The sequence below is a fragment of the Burkholderia sp. Ax-1719 genome (genome assembly GCF_011753055.1).
Classification (GTDB): domain Bacteria; phylum Pseudomonadota; class Gammaproteobacteria; order Burkholderiales; family Burkholderiaceae; genus Paraburkholderia.
The window spans coordinates 290,484-315,156 of the sequence record NZ_VWWJ01000002.1; the positions used below are offsets into that span (position 1 = coordinate 290,484).

The 24,673-nt window shown below is 64.2% G+C and carries 19 protein-coding genes; 17 read left to right on the forward strand and 2 right to left on the reverse strand.

The window, feature by feature from the left end; genetic code table 11:
- The first annotated feature begins 152 nt into the window (after positions 1 to 152).
- The 5 genes from F3J17_RS06325 (at position 153) to F3J17_RS06350 (ending at position 7,714) form a co-directional block, all read left to right on the forward strand.
- The gene (locus F3J17_RS06325; RefSeq protein ID WP_167054994.1) at positions 153 to 1,100 is read left to right on the forward strand and encodes a DMT family transporter; all 948 of its coding nucleotides are present in this window, start codon (positions 153 to 155) and stop codon (positions 1,098 to 1,100) included.
- Between the two features lie 466 nt (positions 1,101 to 1,566).
- Entirely contained in the window at positions 1,567 to 3,009 is a 1,443-nt protein-coding gene (locus F3J17_RS35995) for a hypothetical protein (RefSeq protein WP_205194653.1), read from the forward strand.
- Between the two features lie 175 nt (positions 3,010 to 3,184).
- A complete protein-coding gene (locus F3J17_RS06340; RefSeq protein WP_167054998.1) occupies positions 3,185 to 5,725 on the forward strand; it encodes an EAL domain-containing protein in 2,541 nt (846 codons plus the stop codon).
- A 32-nt stretch (positions 5,726 to 5,757) separates the two neighbouring features.
- Positions 5,758 to 6,066, forward strand: a complete 309-nt coding sequence (locus F3J17_RS06345) for a hypothetical protein (RefSeq protein ID WP_167055000.1) — start codon at positions 5,758 to 5,760, stop codon at positions 6,064 to 6,066.
- Between the two features lie 13 nt (positions 6,067 to 6,079).
- Positions 6,080 to 7,714 carry a methyl-accepting chemotaxis protein gene (locus F3J17_RS06350; protein ID WP_167055002.1) on the forward strand — a complete coding sequence of 545 codons (1,635 nt, stop codon included), beginning with the start codon at positions 6,080 to 6,082 and terminating at the stop codon, positions 7,712 to 7,714.
- On the opposite strand, the gene yfcF is transcribed toward F3J17_RS06350, so the two are convergent.
- Together yfcF and F3J17_RS06360 are read right to left on the reverse strand one after the other, a co-directional pair.
- Positions 7,709 to 8,359, reverse strand: a complete 651-nt coding sequence (gene yfcF / locus F3J17_RS06355) for a glutathione transferase (RefSeq protein ID WP_167055004.1) — start codon at positions 8,357 to 8,359, stop codon at positions 7,709 to 7,711. The genes F3J17_RS06350 and yfcF overlap by 6 nt on opposite strands.
- 45 nt (positions 8,360 to 8,404) lie before the next feature.
- A complete protein-coding gene (locus F3J17_RS06360) occupies positions 8,405 to 9,316 on the reverse strand; it encodes a LysR family transcriptional regulator (protein WP_167055006.1) in 912 nt (303 codons plus the stop codon).
- A 202-nt stretch (positions 9,317 to 9,518) separates the two neighbouring features.
- Here F3J17_RS06360 and F3J17_RS06365 point away from each other — a divergent pair, with 202 nt between their 5' ends.
- The 12 genes from F3J17_RS06365 to F3J17_RS06420 all read left to right on the forward strand — a co-directional run bounded on the left by F3J17_RS06365 (position 9,519) and on the right by F3J17_RS06420 (position 24,667).
- Positions 9,519 to 10,295: a glucose 1-dehydrogenase gene (locus F3J17_RS06365; protein ID WP_167055007.1), complete on the forward strand. Its 777-nt coding sequence runs from the start codon at positions 9,519 to 9,521 to the stop codon at positions 10,293 to 10,295.
- Between the two features lie 58 nt (positions 10,296 to 10,353).
- On the forward strand, positions 10,354 to 11,556 hold the full coding sequence (locus tag F3J17_RS06370; RefSeq protein WP_167055009.1) for a YncE family protein: 1,203 nt from the start codon (positions 10,354 to 10,356) through the stop codon (positions 11,554 to 11,556).
- A gap of 104 nt (positions 11,557 to 11,660) precedes the next feature.
- Positions 11,661 to 12,488, forward strand: a complete 828-nt coding sequence (locus F3J17_RS06375; protein ID WP_167055011.1) for a shikimate dehydrogenase — start codon at positions 11,661 to 11,663, stop codon at positions 12,486 to 12,488.
- Positions 12,489 to 12,581: 93 nt separating this feature from the next.
- Entirely contained in the window at positions 12,582 to 13,985 is a 1,404-nt protein-coding gene (locus tag F3J17_RS06380) for an MFS transporter (RefSeq protein WP_240160827.1), read from the forward strand.
- Between the two features lie 329 nt (positions 13,986 to 14,314).
- Entirely contained in the window at positions 14,315 to 14,962 is a 648-nt protein-coding gene (locus tag F3J17_RS06385) for a sugar dehydrogenase complex small subunit (protein WP_167055013.1), read from the forward strand.
- A gap of 17 nt (positions 14,963 to 14,979) precedes the next feature.
- Positions 14,980 to 16,629, forward strand: a complete 1,650-nt coding sequence (locus F3J17_RS06390) for a GMC family oxidoreductase (protein ID WP_167055015.1) — start codon at positions 14,980 to 14,982, stop codon at positions 16,627 to 16,629.
- Between the two features lie 39 nt (positions 16,630 to 16,668).
- Entirely contained in the window at positions 16,669 to 18,108 is a 1,440-nt protein-coding gene (locus tag F3J17_RS06395) for a cytochrome c (RefSeq protein ID WP_205194654.1), read from the forward strand.
- The gene (locus tag F3J17_RS06400; RefSeq protein WP_167055017.1) at positions 18,105 to 19,334 is read left to right on the forward strand and encodes a porin; all 1,230 of its coding nucleotides are present in this window, start codon (positions 18,105 to 18,107) and stop codon (positions 19,332 to 19,334) included. Before F3J17_RS06395 ends, F3J17_RS06400 begins: the two co-directional genes overlap by 4 nt.
- A gap of 149 nt (positions 19,335 to 19,483) precedes the next feature.
- The gene (locus tag F3J17_RS06405) at positions 19,484 to 20,290 is read left to right on the forward strand and encodes an IclR family transcriptional regulator (RefSeq protein ID WP_167055019.1); all 807 of its coding nucleotides are present in this window, start codon (positions 19,484 to 19,486) and stop codon (positions 20,288 to 20,290) included.
- 405 nt (positions 20,291 to 20,695) lie between these two features.
- On the forward strand, positions 20,696 to 21,784 hold the full coding sequence (locus F3J17_RS06410) for a phosphotransferase (protein ID WP_167055021.1): 1,089 nt from the start codon (positions 20,696 to 20,698) through the stop codon (positions 21,782 to 21,784).
- A 69-nt stretch (positions 21,785 to 21,853) separates the two neighbouring features.
- Positions 21,854 to 23,071 carry an acyl-CoA dehydrogenase family protein gene (locus tag F3J17_RS06415; RefSeq protein WP_167055023.1) on the forward strand — a complete coding sequence of 406 codons (1,218 nt, stop codon included), beginning with the start codon at positions 21,854 to 21,856 and terminating at the stop codon, positions 23,069 to 23,071.
- 15 nt (positions 23,072 to 23,086) lie between these two features.
- A complete protein-coding gene (locus tag F3J17_RS06420) occupies positions 23,087 to 24,667 on the forward strand; it encodes a class I adenylate-forming enzyme family protein (RefSeq protein ID WP_167055025.1) in 1,581 nt (526 codons plus the stop codon).
- The last annotated feature ends 6 nt before the right edge of the window (positions 24,668 to 24,673 follow it).

Consider the following 24,673-nt stretch of genomic DNA (forward strand, 5'->3'; position numbering starts at 1 on the left):
GCCGGGCATGAAATCAACGGACCGCCAGTGGTGCATCTGAACGGATGCGCGGCTGGCGGTCCGTCGCTATCGGTTGTCAGTTTTGCGCTATATGACTTGAATCCGCCGAACCCATACTACGTCGGTCAGAAAATAATGTCGGCGAGACGGCAATGAGAAAGCATGTAGACGGCGCGGCAGTTGCCATCATGGTGACGCTGTGTTTGATGTGGGCGACGCAGCAAGTGGCGATCAAGGCGGTGGCCGGCGATGTCACGCCGATGCTGCAGGTCGCCCTGCGCTCGGGCGGCGCGGCGGCGCTGGTCTGGCTCGTCAACCGTTTCGTGCTGCGCGAGCGCTGGCTGCCTGGTATCGCGCTGCGCTCGGGGCTGGCGGTGGGCGCACTGTTCGCGCTGGAATTTCTGTTCGTCGCCGAGGGGTTGCGCTGGACCAGCGCTTCTCATATCGCCGTGCTCTTGTATACGGCGCCGATGTTCGCGGCGATCGGTCTTCATATGAAGCTGCCCGATGAACGCCTGGGCGGGATTCAGTGGGGCGGGATTGGGCTGGCATTCGTGGGGATTGCGATTGCGTTTCTGGGACCGGCGATTGTGGGTGACGGCGCGGTGCCGGGGCCAGACTGGATGCTCGGCGACTTCATGGGGCTGTGCGGCGGCGCGGCGTGGGGCATGACCACGGTCGCCGTGCGGACGACGCGGTTGAGTGAAGCACCCGCTACGCAGACGCTTTTTTGCCAGCTGGCGTGTGCGTTCGTGTTGCTATTGCCGGTGGCATTTATCACCGGGCAGACCGCGTTTCATCTCACGCCGTTTGCGCTCGCGAGTCTGGGGTTTCAGACGGTAGTGGTGACGTTCGCGAGTTATCTGGTGTGGTTCTGGATGTTGCGACGCTACTATGCGGCGCGGTTGGGCGTGCTGTCGTTCATGACGCCGTTGTTTGGGGTGGCGCTGGGTGTGGCGCTGCTGCACGAGCGCGTTGATGCGGCGTTTCTGGGTGGGGCGGCACTTGTGCTGATCGGGTTGCTGATCGTGAATGGCCAGGCAGTGGTGCGGCAGATTTTTGTGCGCGCAGGACGGGTGCGTGGTGGGGCGGGGATTTAAATCGCTTTTGTCTGAATTATATTCGGATACCAAAGCATACAAAACGTAATCGGAAAGCGATTTTCCGCAGTTACGTTCTATCGCCGCCAAAAACGTTACGTCTGTGGCGTAACGCGCATTCGTGAACAGGTGTTTGCTTTCATCGATGCCTTGATTCAATCGCCTTAGCCAGCAAGGCGTTTGCCGCTTTCTTTCACAGCTTTCTAAAGCCGCTAAAAGCGCAAATCGAATTTCGATTTGCGCTTTTTTTATTGGCTTGGAACTTGCAATTCTGGCTCGTCCGATCCAGCCATATACGAGTGCGTCGCTATCACGTCGCGCTCGGCAAACAGACCAAGGCAACGCGCGACCACGCGGTATCGGCTATCCAGCAACCGTATAGAGCAAGACCAATCAGCGGTTTCCCGGGGGCACTGATTACACCTTTGACCAATCAGGTCGCGATTTCATCGCGAAAGGACTAATCATGGCTCCCTTCAAACACACTCTTGTTGCATCGGCGAGCGCTCTCCTGTGGTGGTCGCTTGCGGCTACGGCGCAGGCTGGCGATGCTACGTCGACCGCGCCGACGAGCGCGACGAGTTCCTCGATTCAAAACACCGGCGGCTGGCCGATCGCGGGCGGCTCCGGGCCGGGCTACGCGTGGGCGGAAGGCACGATTCCGGGCAGTTCGAGCGGTTGGGGTTATGCGGGTGGATCGGGTGCGAGTTCGGGCTCTTCGGGGTCGGGTGGATCTGGCGGTTCTGGTGGTTCCGGTGGTTCTGGAAATGGTGGTTACGGCGGCGGTGGCGATGGCGGCTCTAGCGGATCGGGTGGCTCAGGTGGGTCCGGAGATGGCGGCCACGGTGGTTGGGGGAATGGCTCAGGCGATGGTGGATCGGGTAGCAGTGGCGGTTCGGGCGGTAGCGGTGGCTCCGGCGATGGTGGCCACGGTGGGTGGGGCGGTGGTGGTTCCGGTGACGGTGGTCATGGGGGCTCTGGCGGAAGCGGGGGCTCGGGCGGCTCAGGCGGCTCTGGAGGTTCAGGCGGCTCAGGCGGCTCAGGCGGCTCAGGCGGCACAGGCGGCACAGGTGGATCGGGTAGCTCGGGTGGTTCAGGCGGATCAGGCGACGGTGGCCACGGCGGCTGGGGCGGTGGTGGTGCAGGAAATGGTGGTCACGGAGGATCGGGCGGATCAGGCGGCTCCGGAGGCAACAGTGGCTCCAGCGGCCACACCGGCGGCAACCCCGGCAACACCACCGGCGTCGGCGGCTCCGGCAATGGCAACCAGAGCAGCAGCGGCCTGCTGAGCCCGATCGCCAATCTGATCGTCAACGTTGGCGCAGTGAGCGTGCCAATCGTTCCGATCACGATCGGCAACAACAGCGGCAGTGGCAATGGCAACGGCGTCGCCAACGGTTCGTCGGCGGGATCGCAAACTGGCTCGGGTGGTTCCGGTGGCTCGGGCGGCCATACCTCTGGCGGCCTGCTCGCGCCCGTGACGGCTTTGCTCGGCGGCGTCTCGGTAGCGCCGGTGAGCGGCGGCGGGGCATCGGGCGGTGGCAGCAGCAGTGCATCGCCGACCAACCTGCTCAGCGGCCTGACCAGCGCGCTCGGCGGCGTGGCGGGCGGTGCGTCGGGTGGTACATCGTCGGGCGGCTCGTCCGGTCAGGGCAACAAGGGCGGCGGCTCGTCGACATCGACGTCCAACCCTGCAGCACCGCTGACGAATATCGTCAGCACGTTGACGGGTGCATTGGGCGGCGCAACGAGCGGAGGAAGCGGTGGCAAAAACGAAGGCAGCAGTGGCGCCTCCTCGCTGCTATCGCCCGTGACGAACCTGCTCGGCGGTCTGACCGGTGGTCTGGGCAGCGTGGGCGGCCTTGGCGGCGGTACGTCCTCGCCGTCATCCGGCTCGCACAAGCACTAAGTCAGACGGCGATTCGCGACTCGCCCCGCCGGATCTGAAGGCTCTCCCGCCTTTCAGGTCCGGCGTCTCTCTCCGTTCAGCGCATAACCTTGATCTAGATCATCCAATCACCGTCTCTCGCCTGCTACCGTCATCGCATCTCAAAAATACAAACACATGCGGTACGGGGCGCGACATGCAACACCACACGCTGGACGTCGAAATCGGGCGCCTTTTATCCGGGCCGCTGCTCGCCTGCGGACCCGATGTGACGATCCGCGAAGCCGCACGCCTGATGGCCGAGCATCGCTATAGCGCGATCGTCGTCACCGAAGCGGGGCGGCCCATCGGCATCTGGACCGAGCGCGACGCGCTCGCACTGAACACCCATGCCGCAGCCGCCGCCCAGCCGATCGCTACCGCGATGAGCCGGCCGGTGCGAACGCTGCCCGCGCAGACCCGCGCCCGCGAGGCCGCCGCGTTGTTCGCGCGCGAGGGCATCCGCCATTGCCTCGCTGTCGATGAAGCCGGCCACCCGCTCGGGCTCGTCACGCAAACCGATCTCGTCATGAGCCAGGGGCCGGAGTGCTTCCTGCGGCTGCGCACGCTCGCCTGCGCGAAGCCGCCGCGCCCGCATTGCGTCGATGCCGATGCGTCGTTTGCCGCTGCCATAGCGCAGATGCGCGAGCGCCGCCTGAGCGCGATCGTCGTGCGCGATGCCGACGGCGGCCTCGGCATCCTCACCGAGCGCGACGTCGTGCGCGCGGTCGCACAAGGCGCGCTGGATCAGGCGAGCGTCGAAGTGGGCCGCTACGCGAGCCGCCCGCTGCGCTCGCTTGCCCACTCGCGCAGTCTCTATTCGGCGCGCCAATATCTGATCGAGCACCGCATGCGCCACGTCGGCGTGCTGGATGAGGCCGGCGAACTGACTGGCCTGCTCGGTTTCGCCGATATCCTGCGCGACCTCGAACACGAATACGTGCGCGAGTTGCAGGACGCGCTGCGCGAACGCGACGACGCGCTGCTCGAATCGCGTGCGAGCCTGCGCCTGGCGGACCAGGTGGTGGAATCGACGCTCGACGGCGTGATGATCACCGATCTCGGCGGCAACATCGAACGCATCAATCCCGCTTTCTCGCGGCTCACGGGTTACACGGAGCAGGACGCAGTGGGCCGCAACGCGAGCCTGCTCAGCTCGGGCCGCCAGGGGCCGGCCTTCTATGCGGCGCTGTGGCAAAGCATCGAAACCACGGGGCACTGGAAGGGCGAGATCTGGAACCGCCGCAAGGACGGTACGATTTTTCTCGAATACCTCACGATTTCCAGCATCCGCGACGCGCATGGCCATTGCACGCACTACGCGGCGATCTTCGCGGATATCACGCAGCGCCGCGAAACCGAGGAACGGCTCAGTTATCTCGCCACTCACGACGCACTCACGGGTCTGGCGAATCGCACCTTATTTACCGAGCGCATTGCGTTGTCCCTCGCACGCGCGCGCCGCTCCGGCAAGCGCGTGGCGGTGATGTTTCTCGATCTCGACCGCTTCAAGCTCATCAACGACACCATGGGGCATAGCATCGGCGACGAAGCGCTCACCGTGATCGCGCGGCGTCTGCGCGATGCGGTGCGCGAAACCGATACGGTTGCGCGACTGGGCGGCGATGAATTCACGTTGCTGATCGAGGATATCGACGATATCCGTCACGTTGGCCGCATCGCGGAGAGCTTGCTGACCACCGTGGCCGCGCCGATCCGCGCCGCCGAGCAGACGCTGTTCGTCACGCCGAGCATCGGCATCAGCATGTTTCCCGACGACGCGCGCAGCGCAAAGCAACTGCTGATGCAGGCCGATCGTGCCATGTACGAGGCCAAGGATGCTGGCAAAAACAACTTCCAGTTTTTCGCCGCGCCGATGACGTCGTGCGCGATGGAGCGCATCCAGCTCGAAACGCAATTGCATCGCGCGATCGACGCCAATGAATTGCTGCTGCATTATCAGCCCGAATTCGATGTGCGAAGCGGCCGGTTTTCGAATGTGGAAGCGCTGGTGCGCTGGCAGCATCCACAACGCGGTCTCGTGCCGCCCGACCAGTTCATTCCGATTGCGGAGGAGTCCGCACTGATTGTGCCGATTGGTGCATGGGTGTTGCGCGAGGCCTGCCGGCAGGCGCGCGTGTGGCTCGACGAAGGGTTCGACTTCGGGCGCATCTGCGTGAATCTGTCTGCGCGCCAATGTCTGAACGACGGCTTTCTGCCGCAACTGGCCACGATACTCGCCGAAACCGGCCTGCCCGCCAACCGTCTGCAACTCGAACTGGTCGAAAGCATGGCGATGACCTCGGCGAATGGCGGTATCGAAGCACTCTTGCAGGAACTGGCGGCGCGCGGAATCAGCCTTGCGATAGATGATTTCGGCACCGGCTATTCTTCGTTCCGCTATTTGCAGAAACTGCCGGTGGACACGCTCAAGGTCGACCGTTCCTTTCTCGCGCAGATTGGCGATGCGGCGAGCGGCGATGGCTCCATCGTGCGCGCGATCGTGGCGATGGCGAAGTCGCTGGATGTATCGGTGGTGGCGGAGGGCGTGGAAACGCCGCAGCAATTCCAGTTTTTGCGCGAGATCGGCTGCGATCGCGCGCAGGGCTTTTTGCTCGCGCGGCCCGCTCCTGCTGCCGCGATGCCACGCGTGCTGCCGTCTTTCGAGGCGGCGTGCGACGTCGTCCAAATCAAATGATATTTCGTAATCCTGTTGATCTGGAGAGTGCTGTGACCACTCATGATGAGATGTTGCTGCGATCGATGACGGCGCTCGTCAGTTCGCATGGCAAGGCCATTTCGCGTTTTGGCGCGAGTGTGGTCGTGATGAGCAAATTTGCCGAGGCGGTCTTGCCGCAACTCTCGGCTGCGCAGATCGAACGCACTATCGAGTTATTTCGCGCGCTGATCGGCGATGCGCTCGACGTGGCGGACGACACCGATAAAACCGTGCTGCCGGGCGATTATCGCGCCACGTTGCTGGAGCAGAGCAATGTGTTGCTGAACCGCCTCGGCAGCAATGCTGCTGCGTCGCGTTGAAGGAACTGCCAACATGCGTAATCTGACGATTCGAAGCGGCCTGCTCGCAGTGCTGTGCACCTTTGCGACAATGCTCGTAGTAGGCGCGGCAGTGGGCGTCCTGATGATCGGCCGCGCCGACGACGCAGCGCATCGCGTGCACGAAGCCGCGCGTGCGTCCGCGCTGGCCGACGCGTTGGGCCGAGATGCGGCGCAGGCCCAGGCGGCGCTTGCGCGGGCTTATGCCGCGCTCAAGGAGCAAGGCGATAGGGCGGCGCGCGATGGCGCGCTGAACGAGGCCCGCGCTCTGGTCGCGCAAGCCTCGCATGAAGCCGAAGCGTTGCGCGCGGCAAACCAGGCGAGCGCCAAACCATCGCGTAACGCCGCCGTGATCGAAACACAAGCCGCGCTCGTCGCCAGCCTGCAAAGCGCGGCCGATGCACTCGAACGCAGCGATACCGCAACCTACGCCACGCTCGCGAGCGGCGACATCGCCCACACCGGCGCGCAACTCAATGCCGATATCGCCGCCTTCCATACCGATGCGGACGCAACGGTTCGTGCGACGCTCGTACAGGGCGCGCGCGAGCATGACTGGGTCATGGCGATGGTCGCGATTGGCCTGGCCGGTGCGCTCGCACTCGTCGTCGCCACGCACCTTGCGTTGCGCCGGCTCGTCACCACGCCGCTTGCGCTTGCGGTCGAAGCGCTCAACCAGATTGCCGCCAACGATCTCGCTGTGCCGATCGCACCGGGCGGTCGTAATGAAATCGGCCAGTTGCTCGACGCAATGCGCCGCATGCAGGACGGCCTCACTGAGACGGTGCGCAACGTGCGCACATGCTGTGACGCGATCAACACCGGCGCGCGCGAAATCGCCGCCGGTAATCTCGATCTGTCGACCCGCACCGAGCAGCAATCCGCCTCGCTCGAACAGACGGCGGCGAGCACGGAGCAATTGACTGCCACAGTGCGCCAGAACGCCGATCATGCCAATCAGGCCAGCGCGCTTGCAGCGGGAGCCGCCGACGTCGCACAGCGCGGCGGTCGCGTGGTGGAAGAGGCCGTGGAGACGATGGAGGCGATCACGCGCAGTTCGGGCAAGATCGCCGATATCACCGGCATCATCGACGGCATCGCGTTTCAGACCAATATTCTTGCGCTCAATGCATCGGTCGAGGCGGCGCGTGCCGGCGAGCAGGGGCGCGGCTTCGCAGTCGTGGCAGGCGAGGTGCGCATGCTCGCGCAACGCAGCGCGGCGGCGGCGCGTGAAATCAAGTCCTTGATCGACGCCTCGGTGAAGGAAGTGCATGGAGGCCGGGCGCGCGTGAGCGAAGCGGGCGAAACGATGGCGGAGATCGTCGCGTCGATCGAGAAGGTCTCGGGGCTGATGAAAGAGATTGCGAGCGCAACGGTCGAGCAGAGCGCCGGTATCGAACAGGTCGAGCAGGCGGTGAGCCAGATGGATCAGGTCACGCAGCAGAACGCGGCGCTGGTTGAGCAGGCCGCTGCGGCTGCCGGGTCGCTCGAACAGCAGGCGAGCCTGATGGCAGACGCCGTCGCAACGTTCAGGCTGCGTGAGCCTGGCGCGGTTGGGAGGATGCGTGAGTCCCTGAAAAGCGCGGGCGCACCGCTTGAAACGTTCGCGCCCGGCGCGGTCGCGTTATAGCGCGACGTCGATGTCGCGCGGCGGCCGCTCCAGCGCCAGCCAGCGCTGCACCGTGGGCCGCTGCCACTGGTAGCGCGCGTAATCGGCCAGCAGGGGCGGCACCGCATCGCCGTTGAGCACGAGGCGATTGAGCATCAGCGCGAGATCGACATCGGCGATAGACCAGTCGCCGAACAGGTTGGGCTGGCCGTGCGCCAGCAGCGCCTGCGCGGCGGCAAAGAGCTTGCGCGCGGCGTCTTGACCGGTGGGAGAAAGCGGCTCGGCAGTGGGGCCGTAGAACACCACTTCGGTCGAGCGTTCCGCGCGGATCGGCATCAGGTCGCTGCGTAGCCACGCCTGCACCTGGCGGGCGCGCGCGCGGTCGCGACGGTCTTCGGGATAGAGCGCGGGCTCGGGGAAAATTTCGTCGAGATACTCGGTGATCGCCGACGACTCGGACAGCGCAAAGCCATCGTGAATCAAGGTGGGCACGCGCTGCGTGAGCGAGGTCGCCGCGAAATCCGCTGCACGGTTGGCCTGTTTGTCCAGATCGACGGTGTGCAGGGTGAAGGGCAGCGACTTCTCGTGCAGGGCCACGAACACGGACATCGCATAGGGGCTGGCGTATTGTGCGTCGGCGTAGAGTTCGAATTTCGGCTGGGACAAAACGGTCTCCGTTGAACGTGGCTTGATTCGCCACGAGCGTTCATATTACGCCACGTCGTGCGCTGTATCCGCCTGAATTTCCTGTGCGCAACTCTCCAGCACTTCCGCAAAGATCCGCTTGGCCGGGCTGTCGAGATCGCGCCACGCAAGGCCGATGCCGGTGCGATGATCGCGCAGATCCAGTGGCCGCGCGACCACTTTGGGCGGCAGCGCCATAGCCGCATGTTGCGGAATCACGCCGATCCCCAGTCCCGCTGAAATCAATGCGAGCATGGTGGTGTATTCGCCCAGTTCCGCGGCGATTTCCAGCGAAACGCGTTGCTGGCGGAACGCCACCAGCATCTCGTCATAAAGCCCCGGCGCATAGCGGCGCGCAAGCACGAAGGCGGGACGCCCACGCAGATCGGCGGGGCGAATCTGCGCCTTGCGCGCCAGCGCGTGATCTTCGGGCACCGCCACCACGAAGCTCTCTTCCATCACCACGCGAATCTCCACGCCCGCAGCGCTCACCGGCAGACGGATCAGGCCGAAATCGAGCTTGCCGTCGTGCAGCGCGGCAATCTGCACGGGCGTGGGCATATCCTTGAGTTCGAGCGTGATCATGGGATAGCGCGCGTGCATGCGCCGCATCAGCTCGGGCAGCAGGCGCGGCAGCACCGACGATACAAAGGCCACGCGCAATGTGCCGATCTCTCCGCGTGCCGAAAGCCGCGCGGCCTGTTCCGCGCGCGCCGCCTGATGAAGCGTGGCGCGCGCCTCGGGCAAAAAAATCGCGCCGGTTTCGCTCAAGGCCACGCGATGGCGGTCGCGCTCGAACAGACGCACGCCCAGATCTTCTTCGAGCGCCTTGATCTGCATGCTCAGCGCGGGCTGCACGATGCACAGCCGCTCGGCGGCGCGGCCGAAATGCAGTTCTTCCGCGAGCGCGACGAAGGCGCGCAAGTGCTTGAGTTCCATGGCGATTATCGTTCGGCCATTGCCGATCAGAAGTGGGTTATCACGGTTCATGATAACAAGGTCACGAAAGACTATTGGCCGAAGCGCGCAGAATACGGTCAACTCCCACGGAAGACACCGAAGCCACGCGCAACGCGAGGCTGACGGCAGCGGACGCGGCCCACAGCCCGTCCGCCCCGGCAGATCCGCGACGCACACGACAATGACGAACGAGACACTCCGCCTGTTTGGCCTGCATGGCCGCCGCGCCCTGGTAACGGGCTCCGGACGAGGCATCGGGCTTGCCCTTGCGGGCGGCCTCGCGCGCGCCGGCGCCGCACTGGTTATCAACGGACGTAATGAGGCGCAGACCACTGAAGTCGCCGCCCGTCTGCGCGACGAAGGCTTCGAAGCCGATATCGCCGTGTTCGACGTTGCCGATGCGCAAGCCGTTGCCCGCGCAGTCGATGACGTCGAAGCGCGTCTGGGTCCCATCGACATTCTCGTCAACAACGCCGGCATCCAGAAGCGCGCGCCGCTCGACCAGTTCGCCGCAAGCGACTGGAACGAACTGATGCGCGTGAATCTGGATGGCGTGTTCCACGTTTCGCAGGCCGTCGTGCGCCATATGCTCGCGCGCGGGCGCGGCAAGATCGTCAATATCAGTTCGGTGCAAAGCGCGCTGGCGCGGCCCACGATCGCGCCTTATGCCGCCTCGAAGGGCGCATTGCGCATGCTGACGCAAGGCATGTGCGCCGATTGGGCGCGCCACGGCATCCAGGTCAACGCGCTCGCACCGGGCTACTTCGCAACCGACCTCAATCGCGCGCTGGTGGACGATCCCGAATTCAGCGCATGGCTCTGCAAGCGCACGCCCGCGGGCCGCTGGGGCCGCGTCGAGGAACTGTGCGGCGCGGCTGTGTTTCTCGCTTCCGAGGCGTCGAACTTCGTGAACGGTCAGACGCTCTTCGTCGATGGCGGGATCACGAGCGTGGTGTGAGGCGTTGTTCGTGCAACGTGTGCGCGGTGTCCGCGACCATGCAATCAAGGATCAAACAATGAAGTCGAATTCTGAAAGTCCCTCCACGCCGCTGCGCGTGCTCGCTGGCCTGACGCTCGCATTGACGCTGGGCGCGGTGGTCCAGACGGCTCACGCCGCCGACTGGATCGTCTCGGGCAACGACGGCAAGTATCAGCGTGTGGAAGGGCGCGACACCTACCTCGCGAACCCGCCGCCGGACACGCTCACGCTACTCGACGCGAGCCACTTTCCGCCCCAGGTCAAGGCGACCGTTGAAGTCGAAAACGGCATTCAAGGGCCGCCGCAAGCCGTGGCCGTGACGCCCGACGGCGCGCTCGCCCTGGTAGCCGCGCCCACGCGTTACGACGAAGCCGCGAAGAGACTGGTCATGGACCCGTTCCTGCAGGTGGTCGATCTCCACGCTACGCCGCCCGCCGTCACGCGCGTCGACCTGGGCACGCATCCACAGGGCATCGCGATCGATCGCAGCGGGCGTCTTGCGCTCGTGACCGGCGTGGACGGTCGCGTGGCCGTAGTGCAGATCGACGGCACCAGCGTGAAGATTGCCGACTGGCTCAAGCTGGGCGAAAAGCGTCTGGCGGGCGTGAGCTTCACGCATGATGGCCGCCATGCGCTGGTGTCGCTGCGCGATGAACAAGGCGTGGCCGTGCTCGACGTCAACGATGTTCATGTGAGCGATACGGGCGTGCGTCTGTCGTCAGGTGTTGCGCCTTACACCATCGACGTATCGAGCGACGGCAAATGGGCCGTGGTAAGCGACGTCGGCCTCGCCGGGCTGCCCAACTATGCGGGCAAGCTGGCGGGCGATGCGGACGCCATCACGCTCATCGATGTCTCGCACGAGCCGTTCCGTGCGGTCCAGCATCTCACGGTGCCTTCGTTGCCCGAAGGCGTGGCGATTTCGCCGGATGGACGCTGGATCGGCGTGCAGGCAATGGACGGCTCGAACCTCACGCCCGATAACCCGGGCCGTCACGCGCGCGGCAAGGTCGTGCTGTTCGAGATCCGCAATGGCGTGGCGCATCAGGTGGCCGAAGCGCCCGGTGGCGAGGCCGCGCAGGGCATCGTCTTCACGGCGGACAGCAAGTATCTGATCGTGCAGTTCAACGTGGAGCATCAACTGGCGCTCTACGCGGTCAACGGCGGACATCTGCGCGATACGGGCAAGCGCATCGAAATCAAGGGCGGCCCGTCCTCGCTGCGCACGACGCCGCGATAAAGAGGCACGACGCACATGCTGGCGGGCCGGCTGGCATGTGCGTAAAAAACCATATCAATCAAGACAACTAACTTCTAGCCATTCCGGATTTCATACAGTCGATCATGCCTCATTCGATACCAACACTCTGCGGCTCGCTCGCGGGCCAGCCGTTCACCTTCAATGTCAAGGTGCACAACGCCGCCTATCGCGAACTGGGCCTCGACTACACCTTCGTGAGCTTCGGCGTCGAAGATGCGCCGCTCGCCGTGCAGGCGATCCGCACGCTCGGGATTCGCGGCATGAACGTGACGATGCCGCATAAGCAGGCGGTGATTCCGCATCTGGATGCGCTGGACGAAACGGCGCGCGAAATCGGCGCAGTCAATACCATCGACAATCGTTTAGGAAAGCTGACCGGTTACAACACCGATTGCGTGGGCGCGGTGCGCGCGCTGGAAGAGGTCACCACTTTGCCCGGCAAACGCATAGCCCTGCTGGGCGCGGGCGGCGCGGCGCGGGCGATTGCGTGGGGCGCGCAACGCGCGGGCGCCAGTGTGACGGTTTTCAATCGCACAGCCGAGCGCGGGCAAAAGCTCGCCGACGATTTCGGCCTGCGTTTCGGCGGCGCGTTGCAGGACTTCGACCCCCAAGCCTTCGACGGCGTGGTCAACGCGACGGCCGCAGGCTTTCGCGCACCCGATGCGAGCCCGCTGACGCCGCATCAACTGGCTTCGCATCTGTTTGTGATGGATGCGGCATTTCTGCCGGTGCGCACCCGCCTGATTCGCGACGCCGACGAAGCGGGCTGCGCCACCGTCGACGGCACACGCATGTTGCTGCATCAATTCTGCGGGCAGATCGAGCTTTACACGGATCGGCCTGCGCCGTTCGAGGCGATGCGCATCGCGCTGCTCGATGAGATCGAGCGCGTCACGCGCAGCGCCGCCTAGCAGGTTCATGCATCCAGCAGCCCGCGTCAGACGGGCGCTGGACGCGGCGAAATGGCGCCTGCATGCACAGGAGTTGAAATGGAAGGAGACAACATGAAGCAGCAATCGATTGCCATGACGGGTGCAGGAACGCGCGCAACGCAAAGCACTCAGGCGGACGCCGCGCAAGCCAAAGTCACCTCGGCGGATCTCTACCGCGCGGCGTGGGCGGCCTCGATCGGCAGTGCGCTGGAGTATTACGATTTCGCGCTCTACAACCTGGCTTCCGCGCTGATTTTCGGGCCGTTGTTCTTTCCGTCGAGCGATCCCGCGCTGGGTTTGATCGCGAGCTTCGGTGCGTATTTCATCGGCTTCGCGATCCGGCCGGTGGGCGGCATTCTGTTTGGGGCGCTGGGCGACCGCTACGGACGCAAGTTCGTGCTGATGGCGACGATCCTGCTGATGGGCGTGGCGAGCACGCTGATCGGCGTATTGCCCACGTATGCGAGCGTGGGCATCTGGGCGCCGATCCTGCTGGTGGGCTGCCGCCTGCTGCAAGGGCTAGGCGCGGGCGCGGAACAGGCGGGCGCAGCGGTGCTGATGGCCGAATTCGCGCCGCCGCAACGGCGTGGCTATTTTGCGGCGCTGCCGTTCATGGGCGTGTTGCTGGGCACCGTGATGGCCGCGGCGATCTACTTCGCGCTCGTGCGTGTGGAAGATATTTCGCAAACGCCGCTCTGGCGTGTGCCTTTTCTGCTGAGCGCGGTCATCATCGCCGTGGCGGTGTGGATTCGCCTGCGCCTGCGTGAATCGCCGTCGTTCGCGCGGCTCGAAGCGCGCCAGCAGATCAAGGAAAGCCCGCTGCGCCATCTGATGCGCCACTCCCGCCCGACCGTCCTCAAGGTGATTGGCCTGCGCATGGCTGAGAATGGCGGATCGTCGATTTATCAGTCGCTTGCGATCAGCTATATCGCGACTGCGACAGGGCTGAAGGGGCAGATCGGGCCGCTCGCGCTGCTGTTCGCGGGCGCATCCGGTGCCATCGTGATTCCGCTTGCAGGACTGCTTAGCGATCGTATCGGTCGCGTGAAAACATACCGCATTTTTGCGGTTTATCAGCTTGTTCTGGCGTTTCCCACCTGGTGGGTGCTGAGCCTGGGCAACGCCACAGCGAGCATCGTCATGCTGTGTGTGACGCTGGCCGGCGTGTGGGGTATGTTCGCGACACAAGGCGCTTTGCTGCCTGAATTGTTCGGCGCGCAGCATCGCTATGCGGGCGTAGCGGTGGGGCGCGAGTTGTCGGCGGTGGTGGCGGGCGGCGTCGCGCCGCTGGTGGGCGCGTCGATCATCGCTTACGCAACGTCACACTGGGGTGCGGGCCATGGCGCCGCTGGCACCGTGCTTGCGTGGATTCCGCTAGCCAGTTATGTGGCAGTCCTGAGTTTGATCGGCGTCTTGACGACGTTCCATATTCCCGAAACGCGCGGGCGCAGTCTCGACGACCTCAACGACGCCTGATTTTCATTTAGGCAAGGCATTCCCGCAGTCCAACGGCGGCCATTCAGGCCGCCGTTTTTCATTTCCGCCGCACGTTCGCGCGCTCCAGTTTCGCTTCAGTCTGTCCCCATAAAATTCTTCACGTGGAGATTTATTGCAAATTTCGCAATACTTCTCTGCTTGACGAAGTTATGGAACCGGTTCCATAATTCGCGCCGCTTCAGAACGTCGCACCCTCTCGATGGGGAATGGTCCCGTTGGAGCGAGTTTGCGCGCGGTCGGCAAGCGTGTTGGGGCAGTGCCGCATGGCGTCGGGCCATGCGGGCAGGGCCGCGTAACCATTCAGAAAAATGCAAAAGATCAACCCGCAGCAAGCTGGCGACGCCTTGCGCAGTGCGCGCGATATGCACGGCGCGCCGTCCAGCGCTCGCCGGCGCACCCTGCTCAAAACCCTGGTGGCGGCGCTGACGCACGCCGGCTTCCTGGCGGTCGCGCCGAGCGCCTTCGCGGGCGCACCGTTTGGCGCGACGGATTTCGTCGCGCTCTCGCAGGCGTTGACCGGGCGCCGGAATCTGGATGTGGGCATTGGCGCGCGGCTCTTCACGGCGCTTGGCAACGCAGACCGCGGTTTTGCCGCGCGCGCGGCCGCACTGGCGCAGCGCATGCAGCCCGGAGTCACGCCGCAGCAACTGCTCGCCGCCGCAGACGCCGCGAATCTGGGCGACACGGCGCACGCCATCGTCGCCGCCTGGTACACGGGCACCGTGGGCCACGGCACGAAAGCCGTGATGGTCACTTACGCGAACGCGCTGATGTACGGCACGGTCGGCGACGGCATGAGCCCGCCCACCTACTGCGCGAACGGCCCGCTCTGGTGGACCGCCGAGCCGCCGCCCGCCGACGTGACGTCTCCCGCCGTGGCAGCCGCCGCTCGTCGCGCGAAAGCTGTGGCGCCAGCCGCCACGCACACCGCCGCATCCGCTCACCGATCCGCCTGAACGTCCGCACCTCACCCATGAAAACACCCGTATTTGAAGCGAATGGCGATGTCACGGCTGATGTCGTGATCGTCGGTTCCGGCGTGGTCGGCGCATTGATCGCCGATCAACTCGTGAGCGAAGGCCATTCCGTGCTGATGCTCGAAGCCGGTCTGCGTATCGAGCGCGCCCAGGCCGTCGAGAACTGGCGCAACATGCCGTTCGACAATCGCGTCGGCTCCGATTTTCAGGGCCTCTATCCGCAAGCCGAGCACGCGCCCGCGCCGCTGTATTTCCCGAAGAACAACTACGTGGGCCTGAGCGGGCCGGACGGCAACAGCTTCCAGCAGGGCTATCTGCGCACGGTGGGCGGCACGACCTGGCACTGGGCTGCTTCGTGCTGGCGCCATCTGCCAGTGGACTTCCGCATGCACTCGACCTATGGCGTGGGCCGCGACTGGCCCATCGCCTACGAGGAACTGGAGCCGTACTACTGCCGCGCGGAAGAACAACTGGGCGTGGCCGGTCCGAACGATCCGTCGATGCAGTCGCCGACCGAACGCAGCCGCCCGTATCCGATGGACATGGTGCCGTGGGGCCACGGCGACAAGCGCTTCGCCGAAGTGGTGAACGCGCACGGCTATCACTCGATTCCCATTCCGCAGGCGCGCAGCACGCGCCCATGGAATGGCCGCCCGACTTGTTGCGGCAACAACAATTGCCAGCCGATCTGCCCGATCGGCGCGATGTACAACGGCATCCATCACGTGCAGCGCGCGGAGCACAAGGGCGCGCATGTGCTCGCGGAATCGGTGGTCTATCGCATTGATACCGACGAGCACAACCGCATCACGGCCGTGCACTGGTACGACAAGGCGCACAAGTCGCACAAGGCCAGCGGCAAGCGCTTCGTGCTGGCCTGTAACGGCATCGAAACGCCGCGCCTGCTGCTGCTCGCCGCCAACGAACGCAATCCCAACGGCATTGCGAACGCGTCGGATCAGGTAGGCCGCAACATGATGGACCACTCGGGCTTCCACTGCACCTTCCTCGCTGACGAACCGATGTGGCTGGGACGCGGCCCCGCGCAGAGCAGCTGCATCGTCGGCCCGCGCGATGGCGATTTCCGTGGCCAGTACTCGGCGAACAAGATGATTCTCAACAACATCTCGCGCGTCGGGCCGGCGACGCAGCAGGCGCTGAAGCTGGGCCTCGTCGGCAAGGAACTCGATGATGAGATTCGCCGCCGCGCGATTTATGGCGTGGATCTGTCGATCAGCCTGGAGCCGCTGCCCGATCCGGACAATCGTCTCACGCTGAGCAAGACGCGCACCGATCCGCACGGCCTCGCGTGCCCGGATATCCACTACGACGTGGGCGACTACGTGCGCAAAGGTGCCGAAGCCGCGCACAAGCAGCTCGAACACATCGGCAGCCTGTTTAACGCGGTGGAATTCAACATCACGACTGCGTTGAACGCGAACAACCACATCATGGGCGGCACCATCATGGGTGCGAGCGCGAAGGATTCGGTTGTCGATGGCAACTGCCGCGCGCACGATCACGACAACCTCTGGTTGCCGGGCGGTGGGGCGATGCCGTCCGCTTCGGTTGTGAACACGACGCTGTCGATGGCCGCACTCGCTATCAAGGCGGCCGATTCGATCTCGGCCAGTCTGAAGGGGTGAGCCATGAGGATTGCTGATCGATTCATTGGAAGCACGAAAATGGCTGTTGCCGCGCTGCTGATGGGCGCGGTGCAATTCGCATGGGCGCAAGCGCCTGGCGCCAGCGACGCCGATCCGGCCTTGATCGCCAAAGGTCACCAGCTTGCCGTTGCGGCGGACTGTATGGCCTGCCATACCGCGGTCAATGGCGGCAAGCCGTTCGCGGGTGGTTACGGCATCGCCTCGCCGATGGGCACGATTTATTCGAGCAACATCACGCCTTCGAAGACGGCCGGTATCGGCGAATACACGGAAGTGCAGTTCGCACGCGCATTGCGCGAAGGCGTGCGCGCAGACGGCGCGCATCTCTATCCGGCCATGCCCTACACCTCGTACACGGGCCTGACCGATGACGACGTGCATGCGCTCTACGCGTACTTCATGCACGGCGTCGCGCCGGTCGACGCAGCCGCGCCGCAGACGAAACTGCCGTTCCCGTTCAACGTGCGCGCGTCGATGGCGCTATGGAATACGCTCTATCTGCGCGAGCGCCGTTTCGAGCCCGATCCGCAGCACGATGCGCAATGGAACCACGGTGCGTATCTCGCGAACGTGCTCGCGCATTGCAGTGCCTGCCATACGCCGCGCAACTTCATGATGGCCGAGGACGCGAAGCAGGAACTGGGCGGTGCGCAACTGGGCCCGTGGTACGCGCCGAATATCAGCTCCGATGCGGTGAGCGGGATTGGCGCGTGGAGCGACGCGGAACTCGTGAGCTACCTGAAGACGGGCCGCGCGCCCGGCAAGAATCAGGCCGCCGGTCCAATGGCCGAAGCGGTGCAGAACAGCCTGCAATATCTCTCCGACGACGATCTCGGCGCAATCGTCGCGTATCTGCGCAACACCCCGCCGATCCGCGACGCACGCGAGACGAAGCCTGCGTTTGCGCATGGCGCGTCCGCGAGCGTGGAAACGGATTTGCGCGGCATGCAGCCGTCGAACGCCAATGGCACGCTGACCAGCGGCGCTGCGCTCTTCAGTGGCTATTGCGCAAGCTGTCACCGCGCGGACGGTACAGGCAGCCCGAGCCAGGCGTATCCCTCGCTTTCCGCCAATACGGCGACGGGTTCGCTCAATCCGTCGAATCTGCTTGCCGCGATGCTCTATGGCGTGGATCGCGAAACAGGCGGCCAGCACGTGTTGATGCCGAGCTTTGGCGAGGACTCCTATGTTCAGCCTTTGAACGACGAGCAGGTGGCGTCGATTGCGAATTACGTGCTCGCACAATATGGCAATGCCGATGTCCATGTCTCGGTTGAGGATGTCGTCGAAGCGCGCAACGGCGGGCCACGCCCGCTGCTGGCGCGGCTGCAACCGGTGATGGTGCCGGGTATGGTCGTCGCGGTGTTGCTCGTGATCGGTCTGGCGGTGGGCTTCGTGCGTCGTGCGCGCCGGCGCGCATCGGCGCCGGTCGCCGTGACGCAGGCTGAGAAGGTATGACGGCACGGATAGCAGCCACGGCGAACGTGCGCCGGATCGCCACGTTCGCCGTGTTTGGCGGCGCGGCGGCGTTTTCCGGCGCCGCCGCTGCGCAGGGCAGCATTACACTTTCAGGCATTGTCGATGGCGGCTTTGGCTATAGCAGCAACGTGCGTGTGGCGCAGACCGCGGGCGCGGCGGGGACGCCTGCCGTCTACGTGGGACAACCGAGCTACGGCTTCCAGAGCGGCACCTGGAACGGCGACCGCTGGCGTCTGATCGGCTCGGAAGACCTGGGCGCGGGTCGCAGGGCGCTGTTCGACTTCGAAAATGGCTTCAATCTGGGCACGGGCGCGGCGGGGCAGAGCGGCCGGCTGTTTGGCCGCCAGGCCTGGATGGGTATCGCCGACGAGAACCTGGGCACGCTCACGCTGGGTCGCCAGTACGATGCCATCGTCGATATGGTCGGCGCGATCGGTCCCACGAGTTTTCTCACGGGCATGGCCGCGCATCCCGGCGATATCGACAACGTCGACAATAACGCGCGCATCAACAGTTCGATCAAGTACGCAAGCCCGCAACGTTATGGCCTGCAATTCGAGGCGGTCTACGGCTTTGGCGGCGAGGCGGGCAGTGTCGCGGCACGCAATGCGTGGAGCGTGGGGCTCGCATATCGCGAAGGACCGCTGAACCTTGCCGCCGCGTATCTGCATGCCAATAGCGACGCCGCGCAGGGCGCATGGAACGGCATCTATGACGGCTACTATTCGTCGTCGATCAACGAGGGCTTTGCATCGGCGGCGCGGCTCGATGTGTTCGCCGCTGCGCTGACGTACCGCTATCGCGCGTTGACTGCGGGGCTCAACTGGAGCAACGCGCGTTACGACTCGGGCGCGGGTTCGCTATTCGCGGGCAGCGCCATCTTCGATACGGTGCAGGCGACCTTGAGCTGGCAGGCAACGGCCGCGCTGCGCGTGGCGGGCGGCTACGGCTATACGCATCGCAGCGCCGTGAGCGACGCCGGTAGCGCGCAATATCACGAGTTCAACCTCTCGGCGTTCTATGCGCTGAGCAAACGCACCTGGCTCTACGGGCTGGTGGGTTATCAGCAGGCCAGTGGCGCCACGCTCGACGCCTGGGGCAATGCGGTCGCGGCGACAGCGTCGCTGGGCGATGTGTCGAACGGCGCGTCATCGGCGAACGGCCGGCAGGTGGTGGCGCGCTTAGGCTTGCGGCAACTGTTTTGAAGGATGCCGACCAGGGCGGCGTCAGCTGTTTAGCGGCGAAGTTAGGGGCCCCCACCCATTGACGTCGCCGGACGATTTTGCGATACAGAATATAATTCCGCCGGACCCGCGCCCTGCGGTGAACCGCGTTCTCTATTCCCACTATCGCAATGTCTGATACCGCGCAGAAGCCGGCCCGAGCAAGCGCTCACAAGGAAGATCGCCATTTCGTCACCGCGCTCGCGCGCGGGCTCGAAGTCCTCGCGTGCTTTCGCGGTGGCGACACGACGCTGACCAATCAGGAAATCGCCCAGCGCTGCAAGTTGCCCCGCTCGACGGTCTCGCGCCTGACGATGACGCTCACGAAGCTGGGCTACCTGATTCATCTGGAAGACACCGGACGTTATCGGCTGGGGACGGCGTGCCTCGCGCTGGGCAGTTCGATGCTCGCACGCCTGGACGTGCGCAAGCTCGCGCGCCCCATGATGCAGGAGCTTTCCGAATTTTCGGGCGGCACGGTGTCGCTGGGCGTGCGCGACCGGCTGTCGATGCTGTATATCGAAAGCTGTCGCAGCACGGCGGCGCTCGCGCTGACCCTCGACGTGGGTTCGCGCATTCCACTGGGCACCTCGGCGATCGGGCGGGCATGGCTTGCAGCGGTTCCCGCACGCGAGCGCGAAGAGGTGATGGAGCAGATCCACGAACTCGACGATGTCGCGTGGCCAGGCGTGCGGCGCGGCATCGAGCAGGGCGTGAGCGATCACGCCGAACTGGGTGTGACCTGCTCGTTCGGCGAATGGCAGAAAGACGTGAACGGCATTGCGCGCGCGTTTGAACCGGGCGGCGGGCTGCCGGTGATGGCGATCAATGTGGGCGGACCTTCCTTTTCGCTTACGCCGAAATTTCTACTCGACGAAGTGAAACCGCGGCTGTTGCACATGATCGCGCAACTGGAAGCCGCCATAGCGGGACGATAAAGGTGAAGGCGCAGACACGGCGATAGCCGGTGTGTCTGCGCCTTTTCTTCTTGATCGAATAATTCGGTATGCGAAATTAATCCGGCGTGATCGATGCAATAGTCGAAATCCAGACAGCCTGGAGTGAAGTCCGCGACGCAGAATCCCGTGCGCAGGACGTTATGCGGAATACGTCACTTCAAATCTAACGCTCGTGGCGCCAGAAAAATCCTGGCTTTCAATTTAGCCCCTCGCCAGTGGGGTTTTTCCCGATCTATTGAGTTCAATCGGCGCTTTACAGCGCCGGAGGCTCCGCGTTAGCATTTCTGCAGTGCAGAATTCATGATTGCTTTGCAGAATAATCTGATGGTGTGGTGCGGCTCCAGTCCGGAAGCCGCGCCTCGCCTATGGAGGCCTGTGGATTCCATGAGTATCGATCTCCAGTCGAGCTTCAGCGGCACACGTCCCGTCGCGCCTGCGCATGCTTTCGATGTCGGGCGTCTTGCTGGGTGGATGCGCGAGCATGTCGATGGCTTCAATGGCCACGTCAGCGTCGAGCAATTCAAGGGGGGCCAGTCGAATCCCACCTTTTTGCTCGAATCCGCTGGCGCGCGCTACGTGCTACGGCGCAAGCCGCCTGGTGAACTGCTGCCTTCCGCGCATGCGGTGGAGCGCGAATACCGCGTGATCCGCGCGCTCGCGCAGACCGAGGTGCCGGTTGCGAAGACCTATGCGCTGTGCGAGGACGCCGATGTGATCGGCTCGCCGTTTTACCTCATGGAGTACGTGGAAGGCCGTATTTTCTGGGACGCGGCGTTGCCCGACATGACGCGCGAAGCCCGCACGGCGATCTATGGCGAGATGAATCGCGTGATTGCTGCGCTCCATTCGGTCGATCCCGATGCGATTGGCCTGAGCGATTATGGCCGCGCGGGCAACTATATCGAGCGGCAGGTCGCGCGCTGGACGCGCCAGTATCGCGCCTCGGAAACCGAACGCATCGAGGCGGCAGACGAACTGATCGACTGGCTACCCAAACATATTCCACCAGGCGACGAGCGCCGCATCGTGCACGGCGATTATCGGCTCGATAACGTCATTTTTCACCTGCACGAAGCGCGTATTCTCGCGGTACTCGATTGGGAGCTTTCCACGCTCGGGCATCCGCTGGTCGACTTCGCCTATCACTGCATGATCTGGCATATGCAGGCCGGTGCGCGTCGCGGCCTGGTGGGGCTCGATATTGCCGCGCTCGGTATTCCGGACGAAAAGACCTATTTGAAGCGCTATCTGGAGAAAGTTGCGCACACATCTAAATCGACCGTGCCGGAGGTGGATTGGGGTTACTACCTCGTCTTCAATATGTTCCGGCTGGTGGGCATCCTGCAAGGCGTGATGGCGCGCGCGCTGCAGGGCAACGCTTCCAATGCGCTCGCACTGGAAACAGGCCGCCGCACGCGGCCGCTTGCGGAGCAGGCCTGGGCGCTGGCGCGTCAGGTCGACGCCATGCGCTAACGCGGCGCAGATATCCAGACGCATCCATCCGGGCCGACTTCCGGCCGACAACTCACGCGGACAAGACATATGAACTTCGAACACTCGGGCAAGGTGAAGGAACTTCAGGCGCGTCTTACGGCCTTTATGGATCAGCATGTCTATCCGGCGGAAAAGCAGTTCGCCGCAGAAATGGACGCCGCGCGCCAGGCGGGCAACCCGTGGCAGCCCGCGCCGGTGATGGAGCAGCTCAAAGACAAGGCGCGCGCCGCCGATCTGTGGAATCTGTTTCTTCCCCCGCATGAAGGCCAGGGCGGCCTGACGAATCTGGAATATGCGCCGCTGTGCGAAATCATGGGCCGATCCGCGATTGGCGCGGAACCGTTCAATTGCTCGGCGCCCGATACGGGCAACATGGAAACGCTGCTGCGCTATGGCAGCGAAGCGCAAAAACGTGAATGGCTCGCGCCGCTGCTGGACGGCAAGATCCGCTCGGCGTTTGCGATGACGGAGCCGGCGGTCGCATCGTCGGATGCAACCAATATCGAGGCGCGCATCGAGCGCGACGGCGATCACTATGTGATCAACGCGCGCAAATGGTGGACCTCGGGCGCGAACGATCCGCGCTGCAAAATCCTTGTTTTCATGGGCAAGACCGATCCCGAAGGCGCGAATCGCCATCAGCGCCAGTCGATGGTGCTGGTGCCGCTCGATACGCCTGGCGTGACGGTGCTGCGTCATCTGCCGGTGTTCGGCTACGACGATGCGCCGCATGGTCACGCCGAAGTGCTGTTCGAGAATGTGCGCGTGCCGTTGACGAATGTGTTGCTGGGCGAGGGGCGTGGCTTCGAGATCGCGCAGGGGCGACTGGGGCCGGGCCGCATTCACCATTGCATGCGCTTGATTGGCCGCGCCGAGCGTGCGCTCGAAGCGATGTGCCAACGCACCACGCAGCGCACCGCCTTCGGTCGCAAGATTGCCGATCAGGGCGTCACGCGCGAGCGCATCGCCAATGCGCGCATCCTGATCGACCAGGCGCGCTTTCTGGTGCTGCACGCAGCCTGGAAAATGGATGAGGTTGGCAACAAGGCGGCGCGCAAGGAGATCGCCATGATCAAGGTGGCCGCGCCCGCAATGGCCTGCCAGGTGATCGACTGGGCGATTCAGGCGCACGGCGGTGGCGGCGTAAGCGACGATTTCGGCCTTGCACGCGCCTACGCGAGCGCCCGCACGATCCGTCTCGCCGATGGCCCGGACGAGGTGCATCGCAACGCCATCGCCAAGATGGAACTCGCGGCCTACCTTTAAGCCGAGGAGCGAACCATGAACGCCATTTCACCTCCGGTTACCGAGCCGAACAGCACGCCGTTTGCGAGCATCGGCGACCAGATCCGTCAATGGGCCGTGGAGCAGGGCGATCATCCCGCGCTGATCTGTGAAGGCATGACCTACAGTTACGCCGATCTCGACGTCATGATCGACCGATGCGCGAGCGCGCTGCAACGCGATGGCGTTGCGCCCGAAGACGTGATCGCGATCTGCGCGAATGCCTCGCCCTGGTATGTGGCGGTGTTTCTGGGCGCCCTGCGTGCGGGCGTGGCCGTCGCCCCGCTCGCGCCATCCTCGCATCCGGACAGTCTCGCCGCCATGATCGCGAATTCCGGCGCGCGCGTGTTGTTCCTTGACGCGTCCGTGCGCGATGCCCTGCAAAGCGCGGCGACGCCGCCCGACGTGCGCAGCGTGCGGCTGGATGCGCAAGACGAAGCCGCAGATATTACGGCCATCGACGCCTGGCTTGCGCCGCGCGGAAGGGTGCCGCGCCATGTCGAAATCAAGCCCGTATGGGCCTTCAACATCATCTATTCGTCGGGAACGACCGGCTTGCCCAAGGGCATCGTGCAATCGCACGCGATGCGCTTCGCCTATGCGGCGCGCACGGTCGAGCGCGGCTACGGACCGCAGGCGGTCACGCTGATTTCGACGCCGCTCTATTCGAACACCACGCTCGTGAGCTTTTTCCCCACGCTCCAGCTGGGCGGCACCGTCGTACTGATGCCGAAGTTCGATACGAAGCGCTATCTGGAACTGGCGCAACAGCATCGCGCGACGCACACGATGCTCGTGCCCGTACAGTATCAACGCCTGATGGCCGAACCCGATTTCGACCGCTACGATCTATCGACGTTTGTGTCGAAGTCCTGCACGAGTGCGCCGTTTTCGGCGCGCGTGAAGGCCGATGTGGTGCGCCGGTGGCCTGGGAGTCTCACCGAGTTTTACGGCATGACAGAAGGCGGCGCGTCGTGCGAACTCAGCGCCAACGACCACCCGGACAAACTCCATACCGTTGGCCGCGTGATGTCCGGCCACGAGATGCGCCTGATCGACGCCGCCGGCAACGAACTGCCGCCGGGCAGTATCGGCGAGATTGTGGGCCGCTCGCCAACGATGATGACGGGCTACTATCGCCAGCCCGACAAGACCGCAGAAGCAGAGTGGCACGACCGCGACGGCCAGCGTTTCATCCGCACCGGCGATATTGGCCGCTTCGACGAAGACGGCTTTCTTGTGCTGATGGATCGCAAGAAGGACATGATTATTTCGGGCGGTTTTAACGTCTATCCCAGCGATCTCGAACAGGTGTTATTGCAGCATCCGGATATCGCGGAAGCGGCCGTTGTCGGTATCGCTTCGGAACGCTGGGGAGAAACGCCCGTGGCCTTTGTGACGTTGCGCGACGGCGCAGCGATGGACGGCGAAGCGCTCGCAGGCTGGGCGAACGAGCGTTTAGGGAAGATGCAGCGGCTTGCCGAAGTGGTGATCGCGCAAGCATTGCCCCGTAGTGCGATCGGCAAGATCCTCAAGCGTGAATTGCGCGAGAGCTTCAAGCCTTCCCGCGCGCTTTGAGTTCAG